The 22,500-nt window shown below is 44.4% G+C and carries 22 protein-coding genes (2 of these 22 only partly in view); 11 read left to right on the forward strand and 11 right to left on the reverse strand.

All coding sequences use genetic code 11. The annotated features are described in order from the left end of the window. Positions 1 to 1,147, reverse strand: the 5' portion of a protein-coding gene (locus tag CIT02_RS07735) for an FAD-dependent oxidoreductase (protein ID WP_292611264.1). The gene continues 224 nt to the left of window position 1, outside the view; only the first 1,147 of its 1,371 coding nucleotides appear in the window; the start codon lies at positions 1,145 to 1,147; its stop codon lies beyond the left edge, outside the window. Between the two features lie 183 nt (positions 1,148 to 1,330). Between CIT02_RS07735 and CIT02_RS07740 the strand changes: the two genes are divergently transcribed. Beyond that, positions 1,331 to 1,513, forward strand: a complete 183-nt coding sequence (locus CIT02_RS07740) for a hypothetical protein (RefSeq protein WP_292611266.1) — start codon at positions 1,331 to 1,333, stop codon at positions 1,511 to 1,513. 82 nt (positions 1,514 to 1,595) lie between these two features. Here CIT02_RS07740 and CIT02_RS07745 read toward each other — a convergent pair whose 3' ends face one another. Together CIT02_RS07745 and glp are read right to left on the reverse strand one after the other, a co-directional pair. Beyond that, positions 1,596 to 2,756: a site-2 protease family protein gene (locus tag CIT02_RS07745; protein ID WP_292611268.1), complete on the reverse strand. Its 1,161-nt coding sequence runs from the start codon at positions 2,754 to 2,756 to the stop codon at positions 1,596 to 1,598. Between the two features lie 38 nt (positions 2,757 to 2,794). After that, positions 2,795 to 4,009 carry a gephyrin-like molybdotransferase Glp gene (gene glp / locus CIT02_RS07750; RefSeq protein WP_292611270.1) on the reverse strand — a complete coding sequence of 405 codons (1,215 nt, stop codon included), beginning with the start codon at positions 4,007 to 4,009 and terminating at the stop codon, positions 2,795 to 2,797. A 215-nt stretch (positions 4,010 to 4,224) separates the two neighbouring features. Between glp and CIT02_RS07755 the strand changes: the two genes are divergently transcribed. The 8 genes from CIT02_RS07755 to CIT02_RS07790 all read left to right on the forward strand — a co-directional run bounded on the left by CIT02_RS07755 (position 4,225) and on the right by CIT02_RS07790 (position 10,955). Then, on the forward strand, positions 4,225 to 4,815 hold the full coding sequence (locus tag CIT02_RS07755) for a cadmium resistance transporter (RefSeq protein ID WP_292611272.1): 591 nt from the start codon (positions 4,225 to 4,227) through the stop codon (positions 4,813 to 4,815). A gap of 119 nt (positions 4,816 to 4,934) precedes the next feature. Then, positions 4,935 to 5,834 carry an ABC transporter ATP-binding protein gene (locus tag CIT02_RS07760; protein ID WP_292614938.1) on the forward strand — a complete coding sequence of 300 codons (900 nt, stop codon included), beginning with the start codon at positions 4,935 to 4,937 and terminating at the stop codon, positions 5,832 to 5,834. A 105-nt stretch (positions 5,835 to 5,939) separates the two neighbouring features. Further along, entirely contained in the window at positions 5,940 to 7,139 is a 1,200-nt protein-coding gene (locus CIT02_RS07765; protein WP_292611274.1) for an ABC transporter permease, read from the forward strand. A gap of 162 nt (positions 7,140 to 7,301) precedes the next feature. Then, entirely contained in the window at positions 7,302 to 7,706 is a 405-nt protein-coding gene (locus CIT02_RS07770) for a hypothetical protein (protein ID WP_292611276.1), read from the forward strand. Positions 7,707 to 7,734: 28 nt separating this feature from the next. Next, positions 7,735 to 7,938, forward strand: a complete 204-nt coding sequence (locus CIT02_RS07775) for a helix-turn-helix transcriptional regulator (RefSeq protein ID WP_292611278.1) — start codon at positions 7,735 to 7,737, stop codon at positions 7,936 to 7,938. A 71-nt stretch (positions 7,939 to 8,009) separates the two neighbouring features. Beyond that, entirely contained in the window at positions 8,010 to 9,101 is a 1,092-nt protein-coding gene (locus tag CIT02_RS07780; RefSeq protein ID WP_292611280.1) for an ABC transporter permease, read from the forward strand. After that, on the forward strand, positions 9,094 to 9,747 hold the full coding sequence (locus CIT02_RS07785; protein ID WP_292611281.1) for an ABC transporter ATP-binding protein: 654 nt from the start codon (positions 9,094 to 9,096) through the stop codon (positions 9,745 to 9,747). Before CIT02_RS07780 ends, CIT02_RS07785 begins: the two co-directional genes overlap by 8 nt. A 53-nt stretch (positions 9,748 to 9,800) precedes the next feature. Beyond that, positions 9,801 to 10,955 carry an ABC transporter permease gene (locus CIT02_RS07790; RefSeq protein WP_292611283.1) on the forward strand — a complete coding sequence of 385 codons (1,155 nt, stop codon included), beginning with the start codon at positions 9,801 to 9,803 and terminating at the stop codon, positions 10,953 to 10,955. Between the two features lie 32 nt (positions 10,956 to 10,987). Here CIT02_RS07790 and CIT02_RS07795 read toward each other — a convergent pair whose 3' ends face one another. The 4 genes from CIT02_RS07795 to CIT02_RS07810 all read right to left on the reverse strand — a co-directional run bounded on the left by CIT02_RS07795 (position 10,988) and on the right by CIT02_RS07810 (position 18,411). Beyond that, positions 10,988 to 11,548: a diacylglycerol/polyprenol kinase family protein gene (locus tag CIT02_RS07795; protein WP_292611286.1), complete on the reverse strand. Its 561-nt coding sequence runs from the start codon at positions 11,546 to 11,548 to the stop codon at positions 10,988 to 10,990. A gap of 72 nt (positions 11,549 to 11,620) precedes the next feature. Continuing rightward, positions 11,621 to 13,786 carry a phosphoribosylformylglycinamidine synthase subunit PurL gene (gene purL / locus CIT02_RS07800; protein WP_292611288.1) on the reverse strand — a complete coding sequence of 722 codons (2,166 nt, stop codon included), beginning with the start codon at positions 13,784 to 13,786 and terminating at the stop codon, positions 11,621 to 11,623. A 33-nt stretch (positions 13,787 to 13,819) separates the two neighbouring features. After that, positions 13,820 to 16,966 carry an isoleucine--tRNA ligase gene (gene ileS / locus CIT02_RS07805; RefSeq protein ID WP_292611290.1) on the reverse strand — a complete coding sequence of 1,049 codons (3,147 nt, stop codon included), beginning with the start codon at positions 16,964 to 16,966 and terminating at the stop codon, positions 13,820 to 13,822. Between the two features lie 239 nt (positions 16,967 to 17,205). Beyond that, positions 17,206 to 18,411 carry a methionine adenosyltransferase gene (locus CIT02_RS07810; protein ID WP_292611292.1) on the reverse strand — a complete coding sequence of 402 codons (1,206 nt, stop codon included), beginning with the start codon at positions 18,409 to 18,411 and terminating at the stop codon, positions 17,206 to 17,208. Between the two features lie 538 nt (positions 18,412 to 18,949). On the opposite strand from CIT02_RS07810, the gene CIT02_RS07815 reads away from it, so the two are divergent. Then, positions 18,950 to 19,339, forward strand: coding sequence for a DUF192 domain-containing protein (locus tag CIT02_RS07815; RefSeq protein ID WP_048085819.1), 390 nt, complete (start codon positions 18,950 to 18,952; stop codon positions 19,337 to 19,339). A 90-nt stretch (positions 19,340 to 19,429) separates the two neighbouring features. Continuing rightward, positions 19,430 to 19,717 carry a DUF5750 family protein gene (locus CIT02_RS07820; RefSeq protein WP_292611296.1) on the forward strand — a complete coding sequence of 96 codons (288 nt, stop codon included), beginning with the start codon at positions 19,430 to 19,432 and terminating at the stop codon, positions 19,715 to 19,717. A 109-nt stretch (positions 19,718 to 19,826) separates the two neighbouring features. On the opposite strand, the gene CIT02_RS07825 is transcribed toward CIT02_RS07820, so the two are convergent. The 4 genes from CIT02_RS07825 to glyA all read right to left on the reverse strand — a co-directional run. Continuing rightward, positions 19,827 to 20,261, reverse strand: a complete 435-nt coding sequence (locus tag CIT02_RS07825) for a nuclear transport factor 2 family protein (protein WP_048072771.1) — start codon at positions 20,259 to 20,261, stop codon at positions 19,827 to 19,829. An 87-nt stretch (positions 20,262 to 20,348) separates the two neighbouring features. Next, complete coding sequence (locus CIT02_RS07830) at positions 20,349 to 20,741, reverse strand: HEAT repeat domain-containing protein (RefSeq protein WP_292611299.1); 393 nt, start codon at positions 20,739 to 20,741, stop codon at positions 20,349 to 20,351. 186 nt (positions 20,742 to 20,927) lie between these two features. Continuing rightward, positions 20,928 to 21,626, reverse strand: a complete 699-nt coding sequence (locus CIT02_RS07835) for a dihydromethanopterin reductase (acceptor) (protein ID WP_292611301.1) — start codon at positions 21,624 to 21,626, stop codon at positions 20,928 to 20,930. Positions 21,627 to 21,700: 74 nt separating this feature from the next. Continuing rightward, positions 21,701 to 22,500, reverse strand: the 3' portion of a protein-coding gene (glyA, locus tag CIT02_RS07840; protein ID WP_292611303.1) for a serine hydroxymethyltransferase. The gene runs 469 nt beyond the window's last position; only the last 800 of its 1,269 coding nucleotides appear in the window; its start codon lies beyond the right edge, outside the window — the gene reads right to left on this strand; the stop codon is at positions 21,701 to 21,703.

Consider the following 22,500-nt stretch of genomic DNA (forward strand, 5'->3'; position numbering starts at 1 on the left):
ACACCATCATCACATCGATTCTTTTTGCACCGGGATAGTAACGTGCCTTGGTTAAGGCCCGGCTTTTACCAGATATAACTTCCATTCCGTTTTGTATGGCAAAGGACTCGGTTAACCCCACTGAACCGAATTCCAGTTCACCAATTTTGGATACCATTGCATTTAAAACTGGTTTGAACTCGGCACCCACACCGGTAATATTTCGGGAGGCAATTTTGGCCTGCCTCACTGCGGTAGAACCCAGGGGAGACTGGGTGGGATGACCAGTGATGGCGTCCACCACTTCTACACAGTCGCCCACGGCATAAACACTGGGGACTGAGGTTTGCATTTTCTCATTGACTTTAACCGCCCACCTTCCCAGTTCACAACCAGCCATCTTGGCCAGTTTAGTTTCTGGCCGCACTCCGGTGGCCATTATAACCATGTCCGCCTCAAAGGACTCATCTTCATAGACAACTCCTTCTACTTTTTCTTTTCCGGTGATTTTTTCCATACCTTTGCCCAGGATAACCTTTATGCCCTCCTTTTCCAGGTACTTCTGGACTATCAGGGCCATACTGGGGTCCAGTGATCGGGGGACTATCTGGGGCAACATCTCGTTAATGGTGACATCCAGTCCCATTTTCTTGAGGCCGAAGGCCATTTCCAGTCCAATAAGCCCGGCCCCCACCACCACAACTTTTTTACTTTTTTGGGCCCATTTTTTTATGGTTTCACCGTCTTTAATGGTCCTGATTTTAAATACTCCTTCTAAATCAGTTCCTTCAATGGGTGGAGTTATGGGTGCCCCTCCCGTGGCTATAACCAAGTAGTCGTAGGGTAATTCCACAGATTCTTCTGATGGAATTCTGGAAAGAGGGTCTATTCTATTGTATTTGATGGTTTTTTCCTCACTGGAAACTTCAAATACCTCGGCCTGGGTTATAACTTCAATATCCCGCTCTAAGTAGTCTTCGGGCTGGTGCATGATGATGTCTTTAAAGTGGTCGACCTGACCAGAGAGAACGTAAGGAATGGCGCAGGGTGAGTAAGCAATGTTCTCATCCCTGGTAATAACAGTTATTTTGGCGTTTTTATCTAATTTTCTTATGTTTGAAGCAGTGGACAGTCCGCCTGCCCCTCCTCCGATTATTACAATTTTCATTAAAATGTTCACCTTCTTGATCACTACAAACTTACAACCATAAATTTATCATTTACTCCTGAATAATATTTGTTTAGATGCCGGTGTAATCTGCAATTAAATATTGCCACTAAAGCATTTAGAAAACTATTTTTTTATAAAAATCACTGTGTTTCAGATTAAAACATTCAAAACAGGGATATTATGGCTAAAAAAAGGAAGAGCAATATAAAGGTGGGGATAACCTGTAAATGCCAGGACGCCGCTGTTGCCCGTCCTCCTTCCATGCTCAGAAAAGTTCAGTGCAAAAAATGTGGTGTTTTTTTCCGGACCAACCGTGTTAAAGATGGCCCTGACCTTTGTTTTAACTGTAGAACTGGCAAATAACCTATTAGGAAATTAATGTATTTATTTTTCCCGATTTTTTCATGGTATGGGTTGTTTAGATTAAAAGTGGAAAGATGCAGAGTTAAAACATCTGCATTATCCCGGGGACTGTTCCGTAGATAATTAAGAGTGCTACAATTGCAATCATGACCCAAGAAACACTGGAAACTATTGTTCCAGTAATGTTTTCCGGTACTTTGTATCGCAGCAGTTCCTCAAATATATGTCCTCCATCAAGGGGCTTCATTGGGAGGAGGTTAAACAGGCCCACCATTAAATTCAAGGCGTAAATCCAGTAACACACATCAGTGAGGTTGTACAGGGACCAGGGAATTATTTCACCAAAGTTTTGGGCCACCTCCGGTTTAACCACAAGATGCGTTTCGCTACGTGTTCCAGGATAAGCTATTGATTGATTTGAAGGCTGGCCAGTTGCTGTTATGGTATATGTGCCCTTATCAGTGACATAAGTCATTTGATCCCCGGGTTTTGTTTTGTTCATGATTAGTTCGGTGTAAGCATTTCGATTATCAACCGAATATCCATTAATACTGGTTACAATCATGCCTTCCTGGAGTATTCCCTCAGAAGGGCCGTTGGGGGTAACACTTATGATTTTTAGTCCGTCTGATTGGAATGCATAGGGTATAAATGAGGATGTGAGAATAATCACCACCACCCATGCAATTGCAGCCAGTCCCAAGTTAAACATGGATCCTGCAGCGTATATGCGTAGTTTAACAGATCTTTTGGCTTTTTCAACATCTTCTTCATCTAGTTCCACGAATGCACCGGGCAGTACTGCCAGTAATATCACTCCAATTGATTTGATTCCTACTCCCTGGGCCCTGGCCAGTATCCCATGTCCAAATTCGTGGACCACCATCAACAGAATTAAAGCAATGATTCCAGCGAAAATGGGGATAAATATAGGAGATCCCGGTATATCCACTCCCGGTAAAAGCAGAGCAGTTGTTGGTTTCTGGAACATGACTTCTAGGGATAATATTATGGTGTACACCATGAAAGCCATACCTAAGACCGTGATGGGAATACCAATATTCATACTCCAACGCCAGAATTTGGGACTTAAATTGGCAATGTAATCTATCCATCCTCTCATTTTTTTGGTCCTTCTCATAAGAATGGGCCCATAAACATCTACTTTCAACTTATCTCTAAATAAAATCGCTAATATGTAGATAGAAACAAAGAAAATAGCATAGTATAATAAAACGTCCAAACCAGATCACCTTATGTTAGTTTAGTTACTTCCATGCTTTAAGCTTTTAGAGAGTGGTAAGGGAGAACCTGGCACTCCTCTCCTTCTTCAATCCCTTCCAGGTTTTCAGGGATTATAATATAAGAATCAGAGTCCACCATTGATTTTATGATTCCAGAACCTTTAATCTTCAGGGGACGAACCAGGGGACCTTCAATCCTGGCTCTTATGTAATCGGTTCTACCTAAAGTGGACGGTATTTTCCTCGCTGCTTTTTTACGGATCACCAATAGTTCCCGGGTAAGTCCCTGCATTTTAAGAAGTGCTTCCCGGACAAAAACATCGAACTGGACCATAGCTGCCACTGGAAAACCGGATAACATAAAAACCGGTTTGCCCTGGATCTGAGCAAAACCGAATGGTTTACCTGGCCTTAGAGACACTCCGTGAATGGGCACTTCACCCAATTTTTGGGCCACATCCACCACCACGTCTCCTTTACTGATCGCAGTCCCTCCAGTAGTGATCAAGGCATCATACTCGTTTAAAAGCTTTTTAAAAAGCTGTTCTACCTGTTGAGCATTATCAATGGAGTGGAACATGTCGGGGGTGGATAGGCAGCTTTCCACCATGGATTTAAGGGTAAAATGGTTGGAATTAATAACCTCTGGCCCTTCAATGTCTCTGGTGGGCATCACTAATTCACTACCAGTTATTATAACTGCAATTTTAGGTTTTTTAAAAACTTTAACCCGATCATAACCTGCTGAAGCGATGATTGCCAGCTCGGCAGGTCCCAATAACCGGCCCTCCTTCAGGACCTGTTCTCCCTGCTTAAAGTCCTCTCCGAACGGGGATATGTTTTCACCGGGCACCACTGATGTTTCCACAGTGATGGTGTCTCCTTCTTCATGGGTGTACTCTTCCATGACCACTGCACTGGCACCGGAGGGTATTGGCGCCCCAGTGGCTATTTTAATGGCCTCACCTGGTTTAAGTTCATGTCCTGATCTCTGCCCGGCCAGTATATTGCCCACTAACTTCAACTGGAAAGGGTTGTTCTCAGAGTGTCCGAAACTATCTTCGGCCACTATAGCGTAGCCATCCATGGCTGAACGGTTGAAGGGAGGTGAATTTAAATAACTGGTAATTTCCTGGGCAATCACTCTCTGATTGGCTTCTTCCAGTGGAATTTCTTCTATTCTGCTCTTTTCCAAGCAACTGTTAATGAGTTTTTGGGCCTCACTAGCGGCCATAAGTTTAGACAGAAACATGTTCATCATCCATTTAAGGGGTTTACATGGATATTGGGGGTGGTGTTATAAGTTATCTATAATCTCTAGATCCGGAGTTTCTAGTTAATTAAAGAACTTATAAATGTATTTAAAGATTGTCATACCTCTTTATTATACTAAACAATTCCGTTAACTTGGGTATAGATGACATAAAAAGTTTGAATTGTTCGATAAATTGATTTAGGGATATTAAAATGGAAACTGTAGTTATTTTAACCGCAATATCTGCATTTATATCCACGAACCTGGATGATATATTTATTCTCGCTGCATTTTTTTCAAATTCGGAGTTTGAGGCGAAAAATATAGTTTTAGGGCAGTACCTAGGATTTATTTTCCTTTTAATGGCTAGTTCCCTGGCATACTTTGCACAATTCTTCATTCCCTTCCAGTGGATCAGTTTACTGGGATTTATCCCCTTATTTATAGGGATAAAGGGACTTATAAAACTCTGGAAACCAAAAAATCATGATATTTCCCCGGAAAACACTGGTATCAACAGTAACCAACATGGTCGCAAGGTGGGGGCGGTGGCGTTAATCACGATAATTAATGGTGGGGATAATTTAGGGGTTTACATGCCCCTTTTTGCCAGTATGGATGCCTATGGCCTTTTTATAACAGCCATTATCTTCCTGGTCCTGGTGGGGTTCTGGTGCATTTTAGGGTTTAAACTGGTGAACAATCGCCTGTTAAGGGATAAAATTCGGAATTATGGCCATCAAATTCTCCCTTTAGTGATGATAACCATTGGGCTTTTGATTCTGTTAAGAGGATGGTTATAAAGATGATGATTGGTGGGTCTGCTTTGGTTAAGTAAATAAAGAAGTTAGAGTCAAATATATAAAGAGTGAGTTAACTTTTTAATCCCGGGGAGAGATGTGACTTGAGCTTTGACCAGATAATGATTAAAATAGATTCCCTAAGCAAGTCTTTTGGACACATCCAGGCACTGGAAAATTTAAACCTGGAAATAAAAAAAGGAGAACTACTGGGGATTATAGGACCTAACGGTGCCGGGAAAACCACAGCCATCCGTATTATATGCTGCATATTGCAACCCAACTCGGGAGAAGTAACCGTGGGGGGTTACAGTATTCATCACGACCAGATCAAGATCAAATCCATGATCGGATACCTGCCGGAGGAACCCAACCTTTACGAACGTTTCAAGGCCCGTGAACTTTTAAGGTACTTTGGAGAGTTGTACGGTGTGCCCCGGGACCAGATTGAGGGGAGGATAGACCAGCTCCTGGAACTGGTGGGGATGAGCCACCGTGCTGATGACCGGATCAACACTTTCTCCAAGGGCCTCCGCCAACGTATTGGTATTGCCCGGGCCCTGATCCACGACCCGGAAGTTATAATTTTTGATGAGCCCACCATGGGTCTGGACCCGGCCACCTCCCAGGCCATACGCAACTTCATAAAAAAACTCAAAGGTGAAAAGACAGTTATCCTCTGCACCCATTACATGCACGAGGCCGACCTGCTATGTGACCGGGTGGCGATTTTGAACCAGGGAAAGATTCTGGACATGGGAACACCCAAATATTTAAAGGAAAAAATACACGGGGACCTGATTCTACAGGTAAGGGTTCATGATCCTCAAAAGATTGACAGAAACCAGTTAATGGCCTTGGAATCAGTGGAAGGAGTAAATCTGGATGGTAACCAGTTTTTGATCTCCCTGCACTCCCGGGAAGATATTCCCCATATAATCGATGTTTTCGGTAGCCAGACCATTGCCGTGAACACTAAAGAACCCACCCTGGACGATGTTTTTATCCAGACCACTCAATAAATCTGCAATGAATCGGAAAACAACCGGTAAATCACCCACGGACTAATCAAATGGAAGAATGGTTCGTGGTGGAGCTAATTTGTATCTAGGAAATGGGCGAATAATATGAATTTCGGCAAAAATTTCGTGGTAATTGCTCGGTGGGAGCTGAAAAATACTTTAAAAAGTAAAAAATTCCTTCTCATATTTTTCATGCAGTTATCAGTCCTGGCCATGCTGATTTTAATGTTCAACTCCTTTGCCGCCACCATTGAATCTGATAAGGGGCTGTCCTTAACTCCCTCCCTAGTTGACTTCGCCACTCTGGATGTGGACGACCAGGGGGGCCTGTTTAAGAAGAGCATAGATCCAGAGGTAATAAAGGTCTACAGCACCAATGGTAACGGTTCCCAGGCCCGCATGGAAGCAGGCCAGACCAATGGGTTTTACACAGTTTCCCCGGATTCAATACAGAGGATACAGAATGGGGAGGTAGTAGACACCGTGCTGTATCTGGACTACTCTGATCCCCGGAGGAGCGTGGTTCGGGATGCTATTAACACCACCACCAAATCAGTTTCATCAGCTTTAACTCAGTCCTACCTGCAATCGGCCACTTCATCCAACACCAGCTCTCAAACTGGATTGAAGGAGGAAAAAACCGGGGAATCCCTTCCCATGCAGATCATCCGCAAGGTGATGCTGGTGGTCCTCCTCTTCTTACCCCTTTTCCTCTTTGGAAACATAATCATCGACAGTGTGGTAGGGGAAAAGGAGCGTAAGACCGGAGAAATACTGGTGGCCATGCCCCTTTCACCAGTGGAAATACTCCTGGGCAAAGGATTGGCGGTGGTGGCCATATCCTCCCTCCAGGTGGCCATGTGGGTGGCTGTCCTCCTGGCTGCAGGGTTCACCATAAACAATGTTATTGCAGTTTACCTCCTGGTGGTGCTCACGGCATTGCCCATAGTGGGCCTCACTTCCATTATCGCTGCCTACGCCAAAAACTACAAGGAAGCAGGAATAGGAATTACCTTTGCCTACGTTCTGGTGGTGGGCTTTTTGATAGTCCCGGCCCTGGCATATATATCAAGAAAAAGTTTTTCAGCCAATATCTCCCCGATGACCACGGTAATGCGACTGTTTGCGGGTGAGGCAATTTCCCTACCAGAAATCCTCATGTCTGTAACCCTGGTAATCTTCTTAAGCATGATATTCTTTGGAATCGCTGCCTGGCTATTCCAGAGGGATGACGTGATTTTTGGACCTAGACCCGGATTACTAAGGTTATTTTTAGAATTAATTGGTTTTAAAAAGCGCACGTGATTTTATAAAATTACGTGTTCTAAACCATTCATCCCCTATTTTTGAATTCATCCGAGAAAATTCATTTTGGAGTAAATTAATCTTCACCAGATCAAAACATTTAAATAATATGTAACATATTTCTTACATTAAATGTAATGTATTTTTTACATAGGTGGAAAAATGGTAATAGCCAAAGCAGAATGGTTTAAGAAGAAAAAAGGATTTTTCAGTTATGAAATGACATGGAAGGGAGCTATTTATTTATTGGTCACGATTTCTGTGATCTTTATAGGTGTAATGCTGCCAGAAAACATGATAATTACTTTGACCCTTACTGGTTTCTTTTTATTCTTGTTTTTTGACATGATTTATGCTACTTTGAAATCAATGGATGAAAGGGCAAAGACTCATTATTCCATTGCAATGAGGAATGCCGCGTGGGGGATGATAATAACCATGATTGTCCTTTCTATAATTTCTTCCAGTTTCAATGGGATTAATTTGAGTCTATTAATTATAATTACGGCACTAGTTGTAGGTGTAATTAATTTTTTAACACGATACTATCTGGAAAAGGCGAACTGATTTAAAAATATATTCGATTATCTGAAAAATGAAAACTAAAATTAGGGAATACAGAAAAGAACTCAAAATGACTCAGGAAGAGTTAGCAGAAGCTGTCAATGTGACCAGACAGACCATCATAGCTCTGGAACAGGGAAGATACAATCCATCTCTGGTATTGGCCTACATGGTAACTAAAGCACTGAAAAAGAGACATATAGAGGATGTTTTTTTGCTGGAGGAACTGGTTTGAATTTTACTCTAGCATTAATAATATGAATAAAATATGATATTTGCTGAAATTAATATTAAGGAGGCGATAACTTGGGAATTTATAGTTTGTCATTTAAAAACCTTAAAAGAAGAAAACTCAGAAGTGCCCTGACCATGCTGGGTATAATCATCGGTGTGGCCACCCTGGTGCTTTTAATGGGCGCGGGTACCGGGATGCAGTCCTACATGAAGGAACAGACCGAGACCATGATGGGAGATATTTCCATATACAACAGCTCCGGCGGGGCATACATGGGATCCACCATGGACTCCTACATAGACCAGAAAACAGTATCTCAGATAAAAAACATGTCCCAACTATACGATATTAAGGAGGAAACCACCTTCACCACGGAAATGAATCGGACTCCTCTGTACGTAATAGGATTATCTAACTGGGACCAGGTTAAATTCAATGGAACACCGGGTGTGGTCATAGACCAGTCTCTGGTTGATAAATTTGGTTACAAGATAGGCAGTACCATCACCATTAAAGAAAAAGACTTCACCGTAACCGGGATAACTAAGGAAACCACTGGAATGGGAATGGGCATTGTGTTTTTGGACGTGGATAAAGCCGTACCTCTGAACGATAATAAGGTTACCAGCATAAGTGCCAGTGCCCGGGGAGACCCAGAAACTGTTAAAAAAGAAGTGGAAAGTCAGGTTTCCGGAGTCACGGCCATGACCCAATCCGACTTCACCAAACAGATCGATGACATGATGAACGGTATCATGCTCTTTATCGGGGCTATTGCCAGTATAGGCCTCATCGTGGGGGTTATAAGTATTGTGAACATAATGCTGGTGAATGTAACCGAGAGAACCCGTGAAATTGGGGTTTTAAAGGCCATAGGATTCACCAACCGTGAGGTACTGGGTAGCATATTAATGGAAGCCGGTCTTTTAGGTTTTATTGGGGCCATGGTTGGCCTTATTCTGGCGGCAATCCTTTTACAGTTGGGTATCATTTTATTTGGAGCGCAACTGGGAATGGAAGATGTCAGCTTGACCTACATGCTCCCTGCCTGGCTAGTTTTAGCAGTGGTCGGTGGAGCTACGTTATTAAGTGTCCTTGCAGGCCTTTACCCTGCTTGGAGGGCATCTAGACTCAATGTTGTGGAGGCACTGCGCTATGACTGATATACTAAAGGTTAAAGAAGTATGGAAAACATATAAAATGGGTGCAGAGGAAATCAATGCCCTGCAGGGAGTGGACTTCCAACTGGAAGAAAAAGCCTTCCTGGCAGTTATGGGTCCATCGGGTTCAGGAAAATCCACACTCCTTCACCTGGCCGGTATACTGGATCTTCCCACCCGGGGAGAGGTATTCCTGCAGGGGAAAAAAATCACGGAACTATCCAGTAAGGAGCAGGCCCATTTAAGGCGTACAGAGATTGGTTTCGTTTTTCAACGTTTCAATCTACTCTCACAGTTAACTGCCGAGGAAAATGTGATGCTCCCCATGATCAATCCCGATAAAAATAAAGCCCGAGAACTCCTGGACCGGGTTGGGCTGGAAGGCAAATACGATAGACTCCCCACCCAGTTATCAGGGGGTGAAGAGCAGAGAGTGGCCATTGCCCGATCTCTGGCCAATGATCCCCTGTTAATCCTGGCAGACGAACCCACCGGAGAGCTGGACACTGCCAACAGCCAGATGATCATGGAGCTATTAACTGACCTGAATGCTGAGGGCATGAGTATCATCATTGTCACCCACGACCCCATGGCTGCAGAATATGCCCATAAAACTGTCCAGATGAGAGACGGAAAGATATTAGACTAAATATCTGGAAGATCTCCTAATCGAATAAAAGGCGAAACTTAAAACCCTGAACCATGAAAATCCCCACCACCCTGACTAAAATAATGGCCCTGGCCAAAAAAGAGGCCCGAGACATACTGCAAAACCGGATATACCTACTGGTGGTCCTGGTTCAGGTGTTTATTATTATCGGAGCAGTGGGACTGGTTATGGTGGCTTCGGTGGCCAGTGACCCTACCCTTTTAGACCAGATAGGAATATCTTCAGCCCTGAATATAGGCCTACCTCAAGATCTGGAAGGGTCAAGCCTGTCACAGTATCTCGAACAACAGAAAATAACTTTAAATTATTACCCCAGTACGGAAGAGGCTAAAGCACAGTTGGGTAAGAAGTTGGTAGCTATTGTGGATCTATCCAGTTCGGGGGAAGTGGTGGCACAGGTGGACACCTCCAACGTCTTCTATCCCGTGGTATCCACCAAGATCAGTGATGCAGTGACCAAGTTCAACACTGAAAAAACCTTGAAAAGCGCGGGGTTAAACCAGACCCAGGTGAACACCATCCAAAACCCGGTTAAGTTCCAGGAAGTTAAAGTCAATCCGGATAAACAGGTACCCCTGGCACTGGACAGTCCCTACTTCGTGGAGATGATCTACGGTTTCATAGTACCTTTCATTCTCCTTTTACCCTTTTTCCTGGCCAGCAACATTGTTACCGACAGTGTGGTGGGTGAAAAGGAGAGAAAAACCTTCGAAGTACTCTTAATGACTCCCCTCTCCAGTTACATGGTTATAATTGGTAAAATAATCCCTATACTATTATTTTCCCTTATACAGAGCGTAGTCTGGATACTCTTACTGGATTTACTCCGGGTGCCTATATTCAACCCGGTTCTCATGGTAATAGTCCTATTTTTCATGGGTCTGGCCTTTATCGGGGTGGGGATACTCATCTCCATGCTGGTGGATAGTACCAAGGAGGCCAACTCGGCCATAACCCTGGTACTGGTATTTGCTACCTTCATACTGTTTATACCTCTCTTTGTAAAATCAGATATTTTCCAGGGGATATTCAACTTCATACCCACGGTTTTAATGGTTAAACTGGCAGTATCTCCGAAAATTCAGCCGGAAATTATGATATACCTGTTACCCACTCTGATTTTGTCTTTCATCATATTTGTGGGAACTGTGAGGTCCTTCCGCCATGAACGGGCCATCCGGTTATGAGATAAACCGGGGATTTTTTTTTATAAGTAATTTCAAACAAGGTAAATCACGGCGCTCATTACCAGTGCTGAAATCAAGGGTATGGGAACGTTATCGTCTATGGGGCTGTAGGCTTCGGTTAGAGTTCCGCCCAAAGCGCCTGCGAGTGCAGGGATAAGGGGTAACTGAGTGAGAGAAACCACCACTCCCACCACCAGGAAAGCCAGGCTTCCCTCCAGGGTCTTACGTGATTGGAAAGGCAACCTTATTTTTCCAAATCTTCGACCAATCAGAGTGGATGCTGAATCACCAAAGAGCAGGATCAAAATGGCAGCATTGGCAATGCTCATGTTGAACTGGAAAATACTTAAAGTAATGATTATGCCTATAAAAAAATAAACAAATCCCCTTTCATCCTCGTCACGCTTGGCAATTCGAAAAATAGTGGAAAAAAAGGGGATGTGGTGGTGATGGTCCAGCCGGAACACTACAATCACAAAGGCCAGTATGGCCACGCACAGGATAATGAGGAATTTTGGGGGTAAAATATAACTTAAAAAAACGATGAAGACTCCGGAAGCATGAATTAGCTGCCTCCAGAGTTCTTTCTTCATACTATCAGACCATATGTTTATTTTTAGTATATCTATCTGTTTATGCTACTTTGTATTGTATTGGGGGCTTCATCAGGCCATGAACTTCTCTATAACTCCATGGTAAGAGTCTTTAAGTTGCTGGATGTTTATTTCAATGTTCGACGGCTTTAATTTGAGAGAAGTTCCTTTAACCGAACCAATGGCAGCTGCTGGGACATTCATCCCCTTCAGAGTGTTCAATATTTTTTCAGAGGCTCCTTCTTGCACAGTCACCAGATAACGAGCGTGGGATTCTGAGTAGAGTATTTCCGGATCAGAAAGACCTTCCGCACCAGGAACTGCTGATAAATCTACACTAGCTCCCAGTTCTCCTTTAATGGCCATTTCTCCCAGGGCCACTCCTAATCCTCCTGTGGATAAATCGTGAACCGCAGTAACCTGTCCATCAGCATCGTTTTGGATTAACTCCAGTACTGCCCGGGCAGAAGCGTATTCATCTTTAAGGTTAACCCGGGGTGCTTCTCCCTGCACCACTCCGTGCACTGTCTTATGGTATTCGGATCCATCCATCTCAGGACGGGTGGTTCCAATGAGCAGGATTTGGTCCCCTTCATTTTTGAATTCCATGGTTCGGATATCGGGGATGTCCATGATTCCAGCCACACTAACCACTGGTGAGGGGTTAACCGTTACTCCTTCGGTTTCATTGTAGAAACTCACATTTCCACTGATAACTGGTAACTGGAACTGGTTGGCAATATCGGACATTCCCTGCACGCACTCTTTAAACTGCCAGAATACCTCTGGCTTTTCCGGGTTTCCGAAGTTAAGGCAGTCCACCAGGCACAGTGGTTCTGATCCCATGGCCACTACGTTGCGTATGGCCTCGGCCACTGCACCGGCACCTCCATGGTAGGGGTCCAAGTAGCAGTGTATGCTGTTACAGTCACTGGTTAGGGTAAAGGCCTTTTCATCGTCCACTCTTAAAACCGCAGCGTCATCTCCGGGTTTAACCACGGTACGTATTTGCACTTCGTGGTCGTACTGGCGGTAAACCCATTTTTTGCTGGCAATGTTCTGACTGGAAAGTAGATTCAACAGGGCCTCATCCAGTGGTCCATCCTCCACTTCCACGTATTTTTCATCTTTAACTGGCTCTACGGCTTCACGTTCCACCAGGGGCGGGTCAGCCAGAAGTTGGGTGGGCAGATCGGCTATTAATTCTCCTTCCCGGGTGACCACCATGTGTCCGGTATCGGTGACCTGGCCAATCACTGCGTAGGGCAGTTCATGCTTATCAAATATTTGAAGCAAGCCATCAACATCCGGAGGGTTAACCACAAAGACCATTCTTTCCTGTGACTCAGAAAGCATTATTTCGTAGGGAGTCATTCCTTCCTCCCGTAGTGGAACTTTGGTCAACTCCATCTGGGCTCCGTTACCACTTTTATCTGCCATTTCTGAAATACAACAGGTGAGGCCTCCCCCGCCCAGGTCCTTCAATCCTTGCACGTTAACTTTCTCCAGGGCCTCGAAGGTGGCTTCCATAACCTGCTTTTTAGTGAAAGGATCACCCACCTGCACTGCCGGTCGGCTTTCCAGTTCAGAGGCAGAGGTGAGTTCTTCCGAGGCAAAGGTCACTCCGTGGATTCCATCCCTTCCAGTACGTCCTCCCATCAGCACGAAGACATCTCCCACATTGGGAGCTATTCCCCTTACAATCTCATCTTTACGTACAATACCGGCACAGACCACGTTTACCAGGGGATTGAACTTGAAATTATCCTCAAATTCCACTTCTCCTCCTACAGTGGGTATACCTACCCGGTTACCATAGTCTGAGATTCCTTTCACCACGTATTCAAAGATGTAACGTGACCTCTGGTCCTCCATGGGCCCAAAACGCAGAGAGTCTAAGAGGGCCACGGGCATTGCTCCCATGGAAATAATATCTCTGATAATCCCACCGATTCCTGTACCGGCTCCACCATAGGGTTCTACGGCTGAAGGGTGGTTGTGGCTCTCCATACCCATAACCAGGGCCAGTTCATCGGTGAGTTCCACGATTCCAGCGTCATCTCCAGGCCCCATTATGACCTTTTCTCCCTCGGTGGGGAATAATTTCAGTATGGGTCGGCTACTCTTGTAGGAACAATGTTCTGAGAACATTATGTCCAGCATACCTTCTTCCAGGGGGTTGGGGTCCCGTCCCAGTACTTCTTTGATGTATTCCAGTTCATCTTTGGTTAAAGTCATGCTACATCTCCATTTTTTGCCTTAAATCCATATTCAGGACTTTTTAATACTTATGGTTAATTCGTAATCTTCAATATTCCATTTCTTGGTGTAATCCCCATCTTCATCGGTAAACTGGAGATTCTGTGCCCTTACTTCGTGTGATATGAAATCAAGATGTGGGTTCACCAATGCACTGAACTCTGGACTACAATCGACGTAAACATCTATATTGGCCTCCACGTCCAGATCAAGGTCTTTCCTCATATCCTGTATCCTTCTTATGAGTTCACGGGACATGGCCTCTGACAATATCTCCGGGGTGAGTTCGGTGTCCACGAACACGCTTCCCTGGGCAAACTCGGCACTGACCACGTTATCCGGTAGTTCGGTTTCAAACACCACGTCACCTTCTTCCAGGGTGATGGTCTTATCCTCCAGTTCCACCAGATACTTTCCTTCAGATTCCAGTGCTGCTACAATCTGGGCACCATCAGCTGATGCTAATTTAGCAGCCACTTTTGGAACATCTCCACGTAGTTTAGGCCCTAATGTCTTCATGTTAGGGGTAGCCAGAACTTTAAGTCCTTCAAACTCCTCTAAAATCTGCACGCCCTTGGTGTTGGCCTGTTCAGTGAGGACATCGGAGAGGGCTTCCACGGCCTGGGTCACCCTCTGGTCTTCGGTGACAATAGCGATTTCCCGCACTGGCCAGCGGAGTTTGTAACGGGCCACATCACGGGCCCGGGCACAGGCTTCAATTATATCCCTTAATACGTCCATGTTGGTTTCCAGTTCCTGATCGATGATTTCCTGGTCCAGACACCAGTCCAACATGTGCACACTCTCCGGAGCATCCTTATCCACGCCACGGACCAGGTTCTGGTAGATCTCCTCGGTAACATGGGGGGCTATGGGTGCCAGGATGGTTATCAAATTCTTAAGCACATGGTAAAGGGTGTAATATGCTCCCAATTTGTCAGGGTCATCCTTTTCCACCCAGGTACGTCCCCTTATCAGACGCACGTACCAGCGGCTTAAGTCCTCCAGTATAAAGTGGTTCAAACTGCGGGTGGCCTTGTGCAGGTGCAGGGAATCCATGGCTTCAGTGACCTCCAGGGCCACGGAATGAACCCGGGAAGTAATCCAGCGGTCTTCATCACGGAACTTAAGATCATCAGGAGAGTGTAACGTAGGATTAAATTCATCCAGGGTCATATAGGTGGTGCTGAAGACGTAAACATTCCATAAAATGTTGAACATCTTATTTACAGTGCCCAGTTCTTCCCAGTTGAACTTCAGGTCGTCCCATGGTTTGTTACCCCAGAGCAGGTAGAAGCGGAGGACATCTGCCCCGTACTTCTGGATCACCTCATCGGGTTCCACCACATTCCCCAGGGATTTGCTCATCTTTTTCCCTTCCTCATCCAGGGTGAAACCGTGCATAAGAACCCTCTGGTAGGGTACACTATCCATGGCTATTACTCCACAGCCCATCTGGGAATAGAACCATCCCCTGGTCTGGTCATGGCCTTCAGTAATGAACTGGTAGGGGTACCATTCTTCAAACATTTCCTTTTCTTTGGGGTAGTGAAGAGCAGCCCATCCTGCTACTCCGGAGTCGATCCACACATCCAGAACATCTGGGGTTCTTTGCATCTTCCCACCACAGGAGCAGCCCAGTTTTATCTCATCCACGTGTGGGCGGTGGATGAAATCCCCCTCCAGCTGGCCTTCCACTATTTTTTCCTGTAGCTCGTCTATGGATCCTATCACTTCCATCTTCCCACAGTCTTCACAGAGCCAGATGGGTATGGGTATGCCCCAGTACCTTTGTCGGGAAATTGTCCAGTCCCTGGCGTTTTCTATCCAGTTACGGAACCGGCTTTCACCCGCCCAGGAGGGCACCCATTCCACTTTGTCCAGTTCACTGAGCATCTGGTCTTTTATGGCAGTGACCTTTAAAAACCACTGTTTTGTAGCCAGGTAGATGATGGGGGTTTTGCACCTCCAGCAGAACCCGTAACGGTGGTCGATGATGCCCTCTTTAAAGAGGAGATGGTGGGAATCCAGGTCGGCAATTATGTAAGGGTCGGCATCCTTCACAAATTCGCCTTCATATTTGCCTGCTTCGGGGGTGAACAATCCTGCCTCGTCCACTGGGCAGAATATGGGCAATCCGTATTGTTTTCCTATTTCGAAGTCATCGGGACCGTGTCCTGGTGCGGTGTGCACGCAGCCGGTTCCTTCGGTGAGGGTCACATGGTCTCCTGGAAGTATGCGGTGCTGGAAATCCCGGTGGAAGGGTATCTCTTCAGGAAGGGGATGTTCATATTCAGTTCCTTCCAGATCACTTCCCTTGACCACTTTTACTATTTCATAATCCTGTTCCGGGAAGGTAGCTTCCACCAGGGCTTCAGCCATCAGGTAAACTACGTCCATCCCTTCATTTTCAACTTTAACATAGGCATAATCATAATCAGGATGCACACAAACTGCCAGGTTGGCCGGTAGTGTCCAGGGAGTGGTGGTCCATACTAAAATGTACTCATTTTCCTGGCCCTTTAATGGGAATTTAACGTATATGGAGGGGTCTTCCTTGTTTTCATAGTCGATCTCGGCCAGGGCCAGTGCAGTTTCACAGCGTGGGCACCAGGTGATAACCCGCAGGTCGTTTACCAGTAGATCCTTTTCATGAGCTCTTTTAAGGGTCCACCAGCAGCTTTCCATATACTGGGTGTCGAAAGTCACGTAGGGATTGTCCCAATCCATCCAGACACCCATCATCTGGAATTGTTTGGTCATGAGGGCCTGGTTTTCAACGGCAAACTCCTTACATTTGTTAACGAAGTTTTCGATGCCTATACTCCTTTCAATTTCCTTCTTACTTTTAAGTCCCAGGAGTCCTTCCACCTTGTGTTCAATGGGCAGGCCGTGAGTGTCCCATCCGGCCTGTCTGCGGACGTTGAATCCGGACATGGATTTGTAACGGAGGAAACTGTCTTTTATTGTTTTGTTCCAGGCAGTTCCCAGGTGAATTCGGCCACTGCAGTATGGTGGGCCGTCTAAAAATGAGAATTTAGGGTGGTCTTTTCTTAAATCTTTAGTAAGCTGATAAGTATGGTTATCATCCCAGAATTTCTGTATTTTCTCTTCTATTACTTTAGACTGGTATGATCGGGGGGCTTCCTTGATTGCCATCTAACATTTCTCCTTGAAACTAATTGTACCTCTCAGGTACCTGAATGAATTAAACCAATTATTAATTATACATTACAAACTTTGTTACCAGCCTTTTATATCCTTTTATATAACAGTGCTCACGGTGGAATTGGGTAGTTATAACCAAAAGTAGGATAAATAACTGGTTAAAAAAGTGTTTAAAAAGTGATAAGTAAATAAAAATAATATTATGGAAAAATAAAGGGGATGAACCAATTTTAGAAGGTTCGAACTTTTCCCTTTATTAACATCTCAGTTATCTTGTTGATATCTGCTAACCAGGTGTCCATAACGCCCTGAACTTCTTTTTGGACTTTGCCCATTTCGTAACCCTTTTCCAGGATGAGCTGGGCACTTGCTGCTTTTGGCTGGTCAATAGGGGCTCCAATCTGGCTTAAAATCATTATATTAACCTGGTTTATTCCTTCCACTTCTTTAACTATGTCATTGGCCATCTGATTAGATAAAAGGTTGTATATTTTACCAACATGGTTGATGGGGTTTTTACCAGAGGTGGCTTCCATGGACATTGGTCGGTTGGGAGTAATTAATCCGTTAGCCCGGTTTCCACGTCCCACTGATCCGTCATCACCCATTTCTGCTGAGGTCCCGGTTACGGTGAGGTAGTAACCCTTTTCAGTATCACAGGAGGGGTCGTCTCCAGTGTTGATGTAGGTTTTAACTTCTCTGGAAGTGTGTTTCAGGGCCAGTTCAGTTACAATGTTGTTTAGCTCTTCCTTGGTGTTCAGGTAGGATTCAACACCATCCACATATTTGGAGATCATGGCCACGGCCACGGTGAGAGTTATATGGTCCTGGTCACGCAGACCCATTACCTTGATATCTTCCCCTACTTGAGGGTATTTTTTCTTGAATGATTTGGAGTTTAAGAGTTCTTCAATGGCCATAACCATGCTTTCGGTTTCGGAGAATGGAGCAAAACCCACTCCAAACGAGGTATCATTGGAAGCAGGCATTCCTTCCCTTTTGAAAACATCCACCAGATCCCCGGAACCATGACCAATTTTACATTCCACCACCGTGCAGGTTTCCACGTCCAGGTTGATGAGGCTTTCTTTGAGGTATTCTTTGGCAGCACCAATGGCTATTCGATCAATACCTATCTTTTTACCTTCGTATTCTGGAACTCCCCGGCCGGTAAGGAGGATGTCCATGGGTTTGATTATGTCTCCACCACCAAATTCAGGGGAGGACTCTCCCGCAGTTATCTGCACTTCATCGGTGTTATGGTGTAGTACACCACCAAAATGATCCAAGTAAGCGTTGCACAGGCCACGGCTAACTGATTCTGCAATTCCGTCACTTATACTGTCCGGGTGGCCGATACCTTTCCTTTCCACGATTTCTATCTCTTGCTCCTCAATGGGCTTTTGAATAAGCTCTTCAACGAAAATATTTCTCATACAAGATCCCTCAAACTGTAAAAAACCTATTATGGTGATTTAGGTAAACTATTAACTGGGCTATTTTTCTCCAACCATAGTTTTTTATTTCTATTTAATTGATACTCACAATGTGTACTCTATGCCATTTGGCTTGAATGATATAAAAAATGATCGGTGTTTTTTTTAATTTAAGGTAGGATCGGGTAGGCCAAGAAGGGGCACCACATCCTTTCCCTGCACATCATATTGGTTTACACTAATTTAAAGAATTACATCACTTTTCCCCAATTCAAAAAGTTTTAATGACTAAAAAAAGTTTTAATAATTCCTTAATCTTGGAAATAGCTATGGAAATCAGTATATTGTTTAGATATTCTTTAGTTTCCTAGAACTGGCAAGAAAAGGTGACTGGGAATAGTTATTCGGTTAAATTTTTATTCACGGATTAAATCTAAAATTTAATCCTTCATAAACCTTAGATAGTATGGGGAATAGATACAAAAACTAAAATAAAGGATTCAGTACCAATCAAGAACAGGTAACCTACGGTGTAATAATGGCGGGCAGTGAAAAATCGAGTTATGTATTCCTGGTGAATAAAACTAAAGCCACTAATCTGGGAAATGCTGATGTGGCCAACAGTTTTTTCTCCAGATTCAAGGGATTGATGATGGTAAAAAATTTAGAAAGGGGTTTAATCCTCAAATTACCATCTGATCGGAGTAGGAGGGCATCAGCCATCCATATGTTCTTCATGCGCATACCCTTGGATGTCATCTTCGCGGATTCAGAAAAAAAGGTGGTGGACATTGTTACTCTTGATCCCTGGACCACTTACACTCCCGTGGCACCAGCACGCTATGTAATAGAACTGGAAAAGGGTAAATTAAAAGAATCTAATACAGAAATCGGTGATGAATTGGATTTCACCTGTGAACAGGCCTGAATCATATACTGCAGGTCAGTGGTGGGATGGGGAGTGTTGAGATCGGATTGACTTTCATATTATGGGAATAAAATATAAAGAGGGGATATCGTGGATTTGAAGGTTAAAATCATTGATTATGGATTTTCAGATAGTTTGAAACGGTATTATGTCACTTACCAGGTTACCGGGCTGGAAGGTGATGATCTGAGTAAATTAATCCAGCGTTTGCCGGATCCGCTCACAGTCCAGGGGGATGAAATCCACCTCAATACCTACTTTGAGGAAGGATATTATCCCTTTGGCACTGAAGATTCGCAAAACCGTCTGGAAGACTATATAGCCAGAGAAGAGCTGGAAATGACGGCATACCTCCTGGGCTTGTTGGAAGATGATTGAGGGATTTTAAGGATTTGTTTTCCTTCTCCTCCTAAATTCTATCCCGGTTGGATTTGAACCTTTAACCTGTTCTTTTTTTTTACTGTGAAAATTAAATTTTATCTATAATCTAAGGTTCAGGGTAAGCTTTACCCTCTTCCTGATCCATTGCAGGTAAAGAATAGTGTAAATGGGCGAAAAGCCATTCATTGTTTTTTTCTTCAACAACTGCACTTAATCGGCCGGGTAAGTATATTTCCTGGCCATTTACATGAGCTTCCATGTTCATATGGCAGGATAACCAGGCCACTTGGCCGGAGGCAGAAATGGTAACATCCCGGTATTTAATTCGGATGCGGGTGGCCTGTTCTAAGTCTCTTTCAAAGCCACAGCGCAGTTCTTCACTCCCTTTAACCCATTCATCAAAACCAGTTCCAATAACCACCAGGTCATCCTCGGGAACAAATAGTTTCAACATCCCCTCAATATCTTTATCTTGATATCCTTGGGAGTACTTTTCTAAGAGTTTAAATACTGCATTTTTCACTTGTTCATTGGCTTCCATATTTTTATCCCTCTTTAAACTATCAGGAACAAATGGTCATATTTTTCAATTAACCCTATTCCAAAAACTTAATCTACTGGTTATGATTCATTGTCGAATTTCAATCTCTTTAAGGGCTACTTTAGCAACTTTTCGCACCACCGGATTCTCATCTTCAGTAGCCCTTAGAAGTACATCCACTGCCCGCTGGTCACCAACTATGGAAAGACTGAGTGCAGCCCCGTACCTTACATTGGCTTTTTCATCAGACATGGATTTAATTAAAGGTTCCACAGCCCGTTCGTCCTCAAAAACTCCCAGGGCCAGGGCAACTGCCTCTCGAACGTGCCAATCTTCATCATCTAATGCTTCAATCAGTGGTTCAATGGCATCCGGCTCTCCAACTTCGGCTAAAAGTTCAGCTGCATCTTCACGAACCTTCCAATCCTCATTTTTAAGTTCTTCCAAGAGAAAACCTATCCTTTTATGCTCTTCAGCCATTTTTTAATCCCCTCCTGTTTCCAATAATGGTCCTCTTAGGAATTGGTCCCTAGTATTAATATGATTTTCAAGTTTAATTATCTTTCAAAAACCATCGGGGGTCAGTTGGGAATTTTAATAGTGAGATTTTAAAAATTAGATAGACTCAGGGCTACAGTTAATTAAAATTAAAAAAATGAGGGGAATTTATTCCCGTATTAAAGATAGGATTGTTGAAGGATCTTTAAGGACTTCAACCCCTTCCAATTTGTGGAGTTTCCTGCTGTTTTCCACATCGATCTCTCGCATGTGGATGGTGATGATGCTGCCCCCACTCACTGCACCGTAGGGGCAGGCCACTTGGCAGGCAGCGCATCCTTCACATTTAAGAAGGTTTATTTCCATTCCGGGGGTTATGGCGTCAGGGGGGCAAGCGGCAGCAGCTTCACAGGTATCGCAGTTTTGACATAACTCCAATTCCAGTTTGGAGGGGAGTACTGTTTCCAGGTCTCCGGATTCCAGGTCCACTGGTACCAGCAGGGTTTTGATCTTCCCTTTACCGGACTGGGCCACGACGTTGGTCACCAGGCTGTCGGCAATTCCGTGTACTAGTTTGGCAATGGTGTTGGAGGTGGTGGGGGAAACAATCAGTAGATCGTACCGTCCCAGGGAAAAACGACCAGATATGGGATAACTCCACATCTGATCCTTTTCCAGAATCAGTTCTTGATAGTAGCCCCCAGTAACTGCTTTAACACGGTTAAAAAGGCCGTACATCTTTAAAACTTCTTCAGCAGCACCAGAAAGGAGTAGAGTCACCTGATGTTCACCGGCAACTTTCTCCAGTGTTTCCACACTTTCCAAAAGCAGGTGACCTGCTCCAGTGAAGGCCCATGCTATTTTCATTAAACGGTTCTCCTAATATTGGGATTTTTGCCAAATTTGAAGTAGATGTTCTTTAATTTAAAAATTAATTTAAATTAAAATTCTATGTAGTCATAGGCTTTGTCACTGCGGAAGGCATAGTGCACGGTGTCGAAGGAGGTTATGAACTCAGATACCTCATCTTTAACTTCTTTACCCTCAACAACTACCTTTTTAATTAGTTCGGCAACTTCTGCCATGTGGGATTCTTTTAATCCACGGCGGGTTAACTCCTGAGTTCCTACCCTTATACCTGATGGGTCATCGGAGCGGTTAACATCATCCCATGGTAGGAGGTTCTTGTTGAGGATTATGTTGTTGGCTTCCAGGTCTTTGGCCATCTTGGAGGCTTTTCCAATGCCGGACATGTCCATGGCCACCTGATGGGATTCAGTGAAGCCCAGATCTTCACACAGTACCTTGAAGCCCAGTTCGTGGAAGTTCTGGGCCAGGGCTTTGGCATTTTTGATGATCTGCTGGGCGTAGGCTTCTCCAAATTCGGCCATTTCTGCGGTGGCAATACCCAGGGCGGCCAGGTGGTGGAGGTGATGGTTACTCACCACACCAGGGAAGACTGCATCGTCAATCTGATGTTTTAATTCTTCTTTACAGAGAATTATGCCTCCTTGTGGTCCAGGGAAAGTTTTATGGGTACTTCCAGCCATTAAATCTGCACCTTCTCTTAATGGGTCCTGGAACTGGCCTCCGGCGATTAGTCCCAGAACATGAGCACCGTCGTACATTACTTTGGCTCCCACTTCATCGGCGGCCTCACGGGCTTCCTCTACTGGGTGGGGGAAGAGGAATAAACTGCCGCCTAAAAGGACTATTTTGGGTTTGCTGGCGATTATCTCCT

The sequence above is a fragment of the Methanobacterium sp. BAmetb5 genome (assembly GCF_003491305.1).
In the GTDB taxonomy this organism is placed as follows: domain Archaea; phylum Methanobacteriota; class Methanobacteria; order Methanobacteriales; family Methanobacteriaceae; genus Methanobacterium.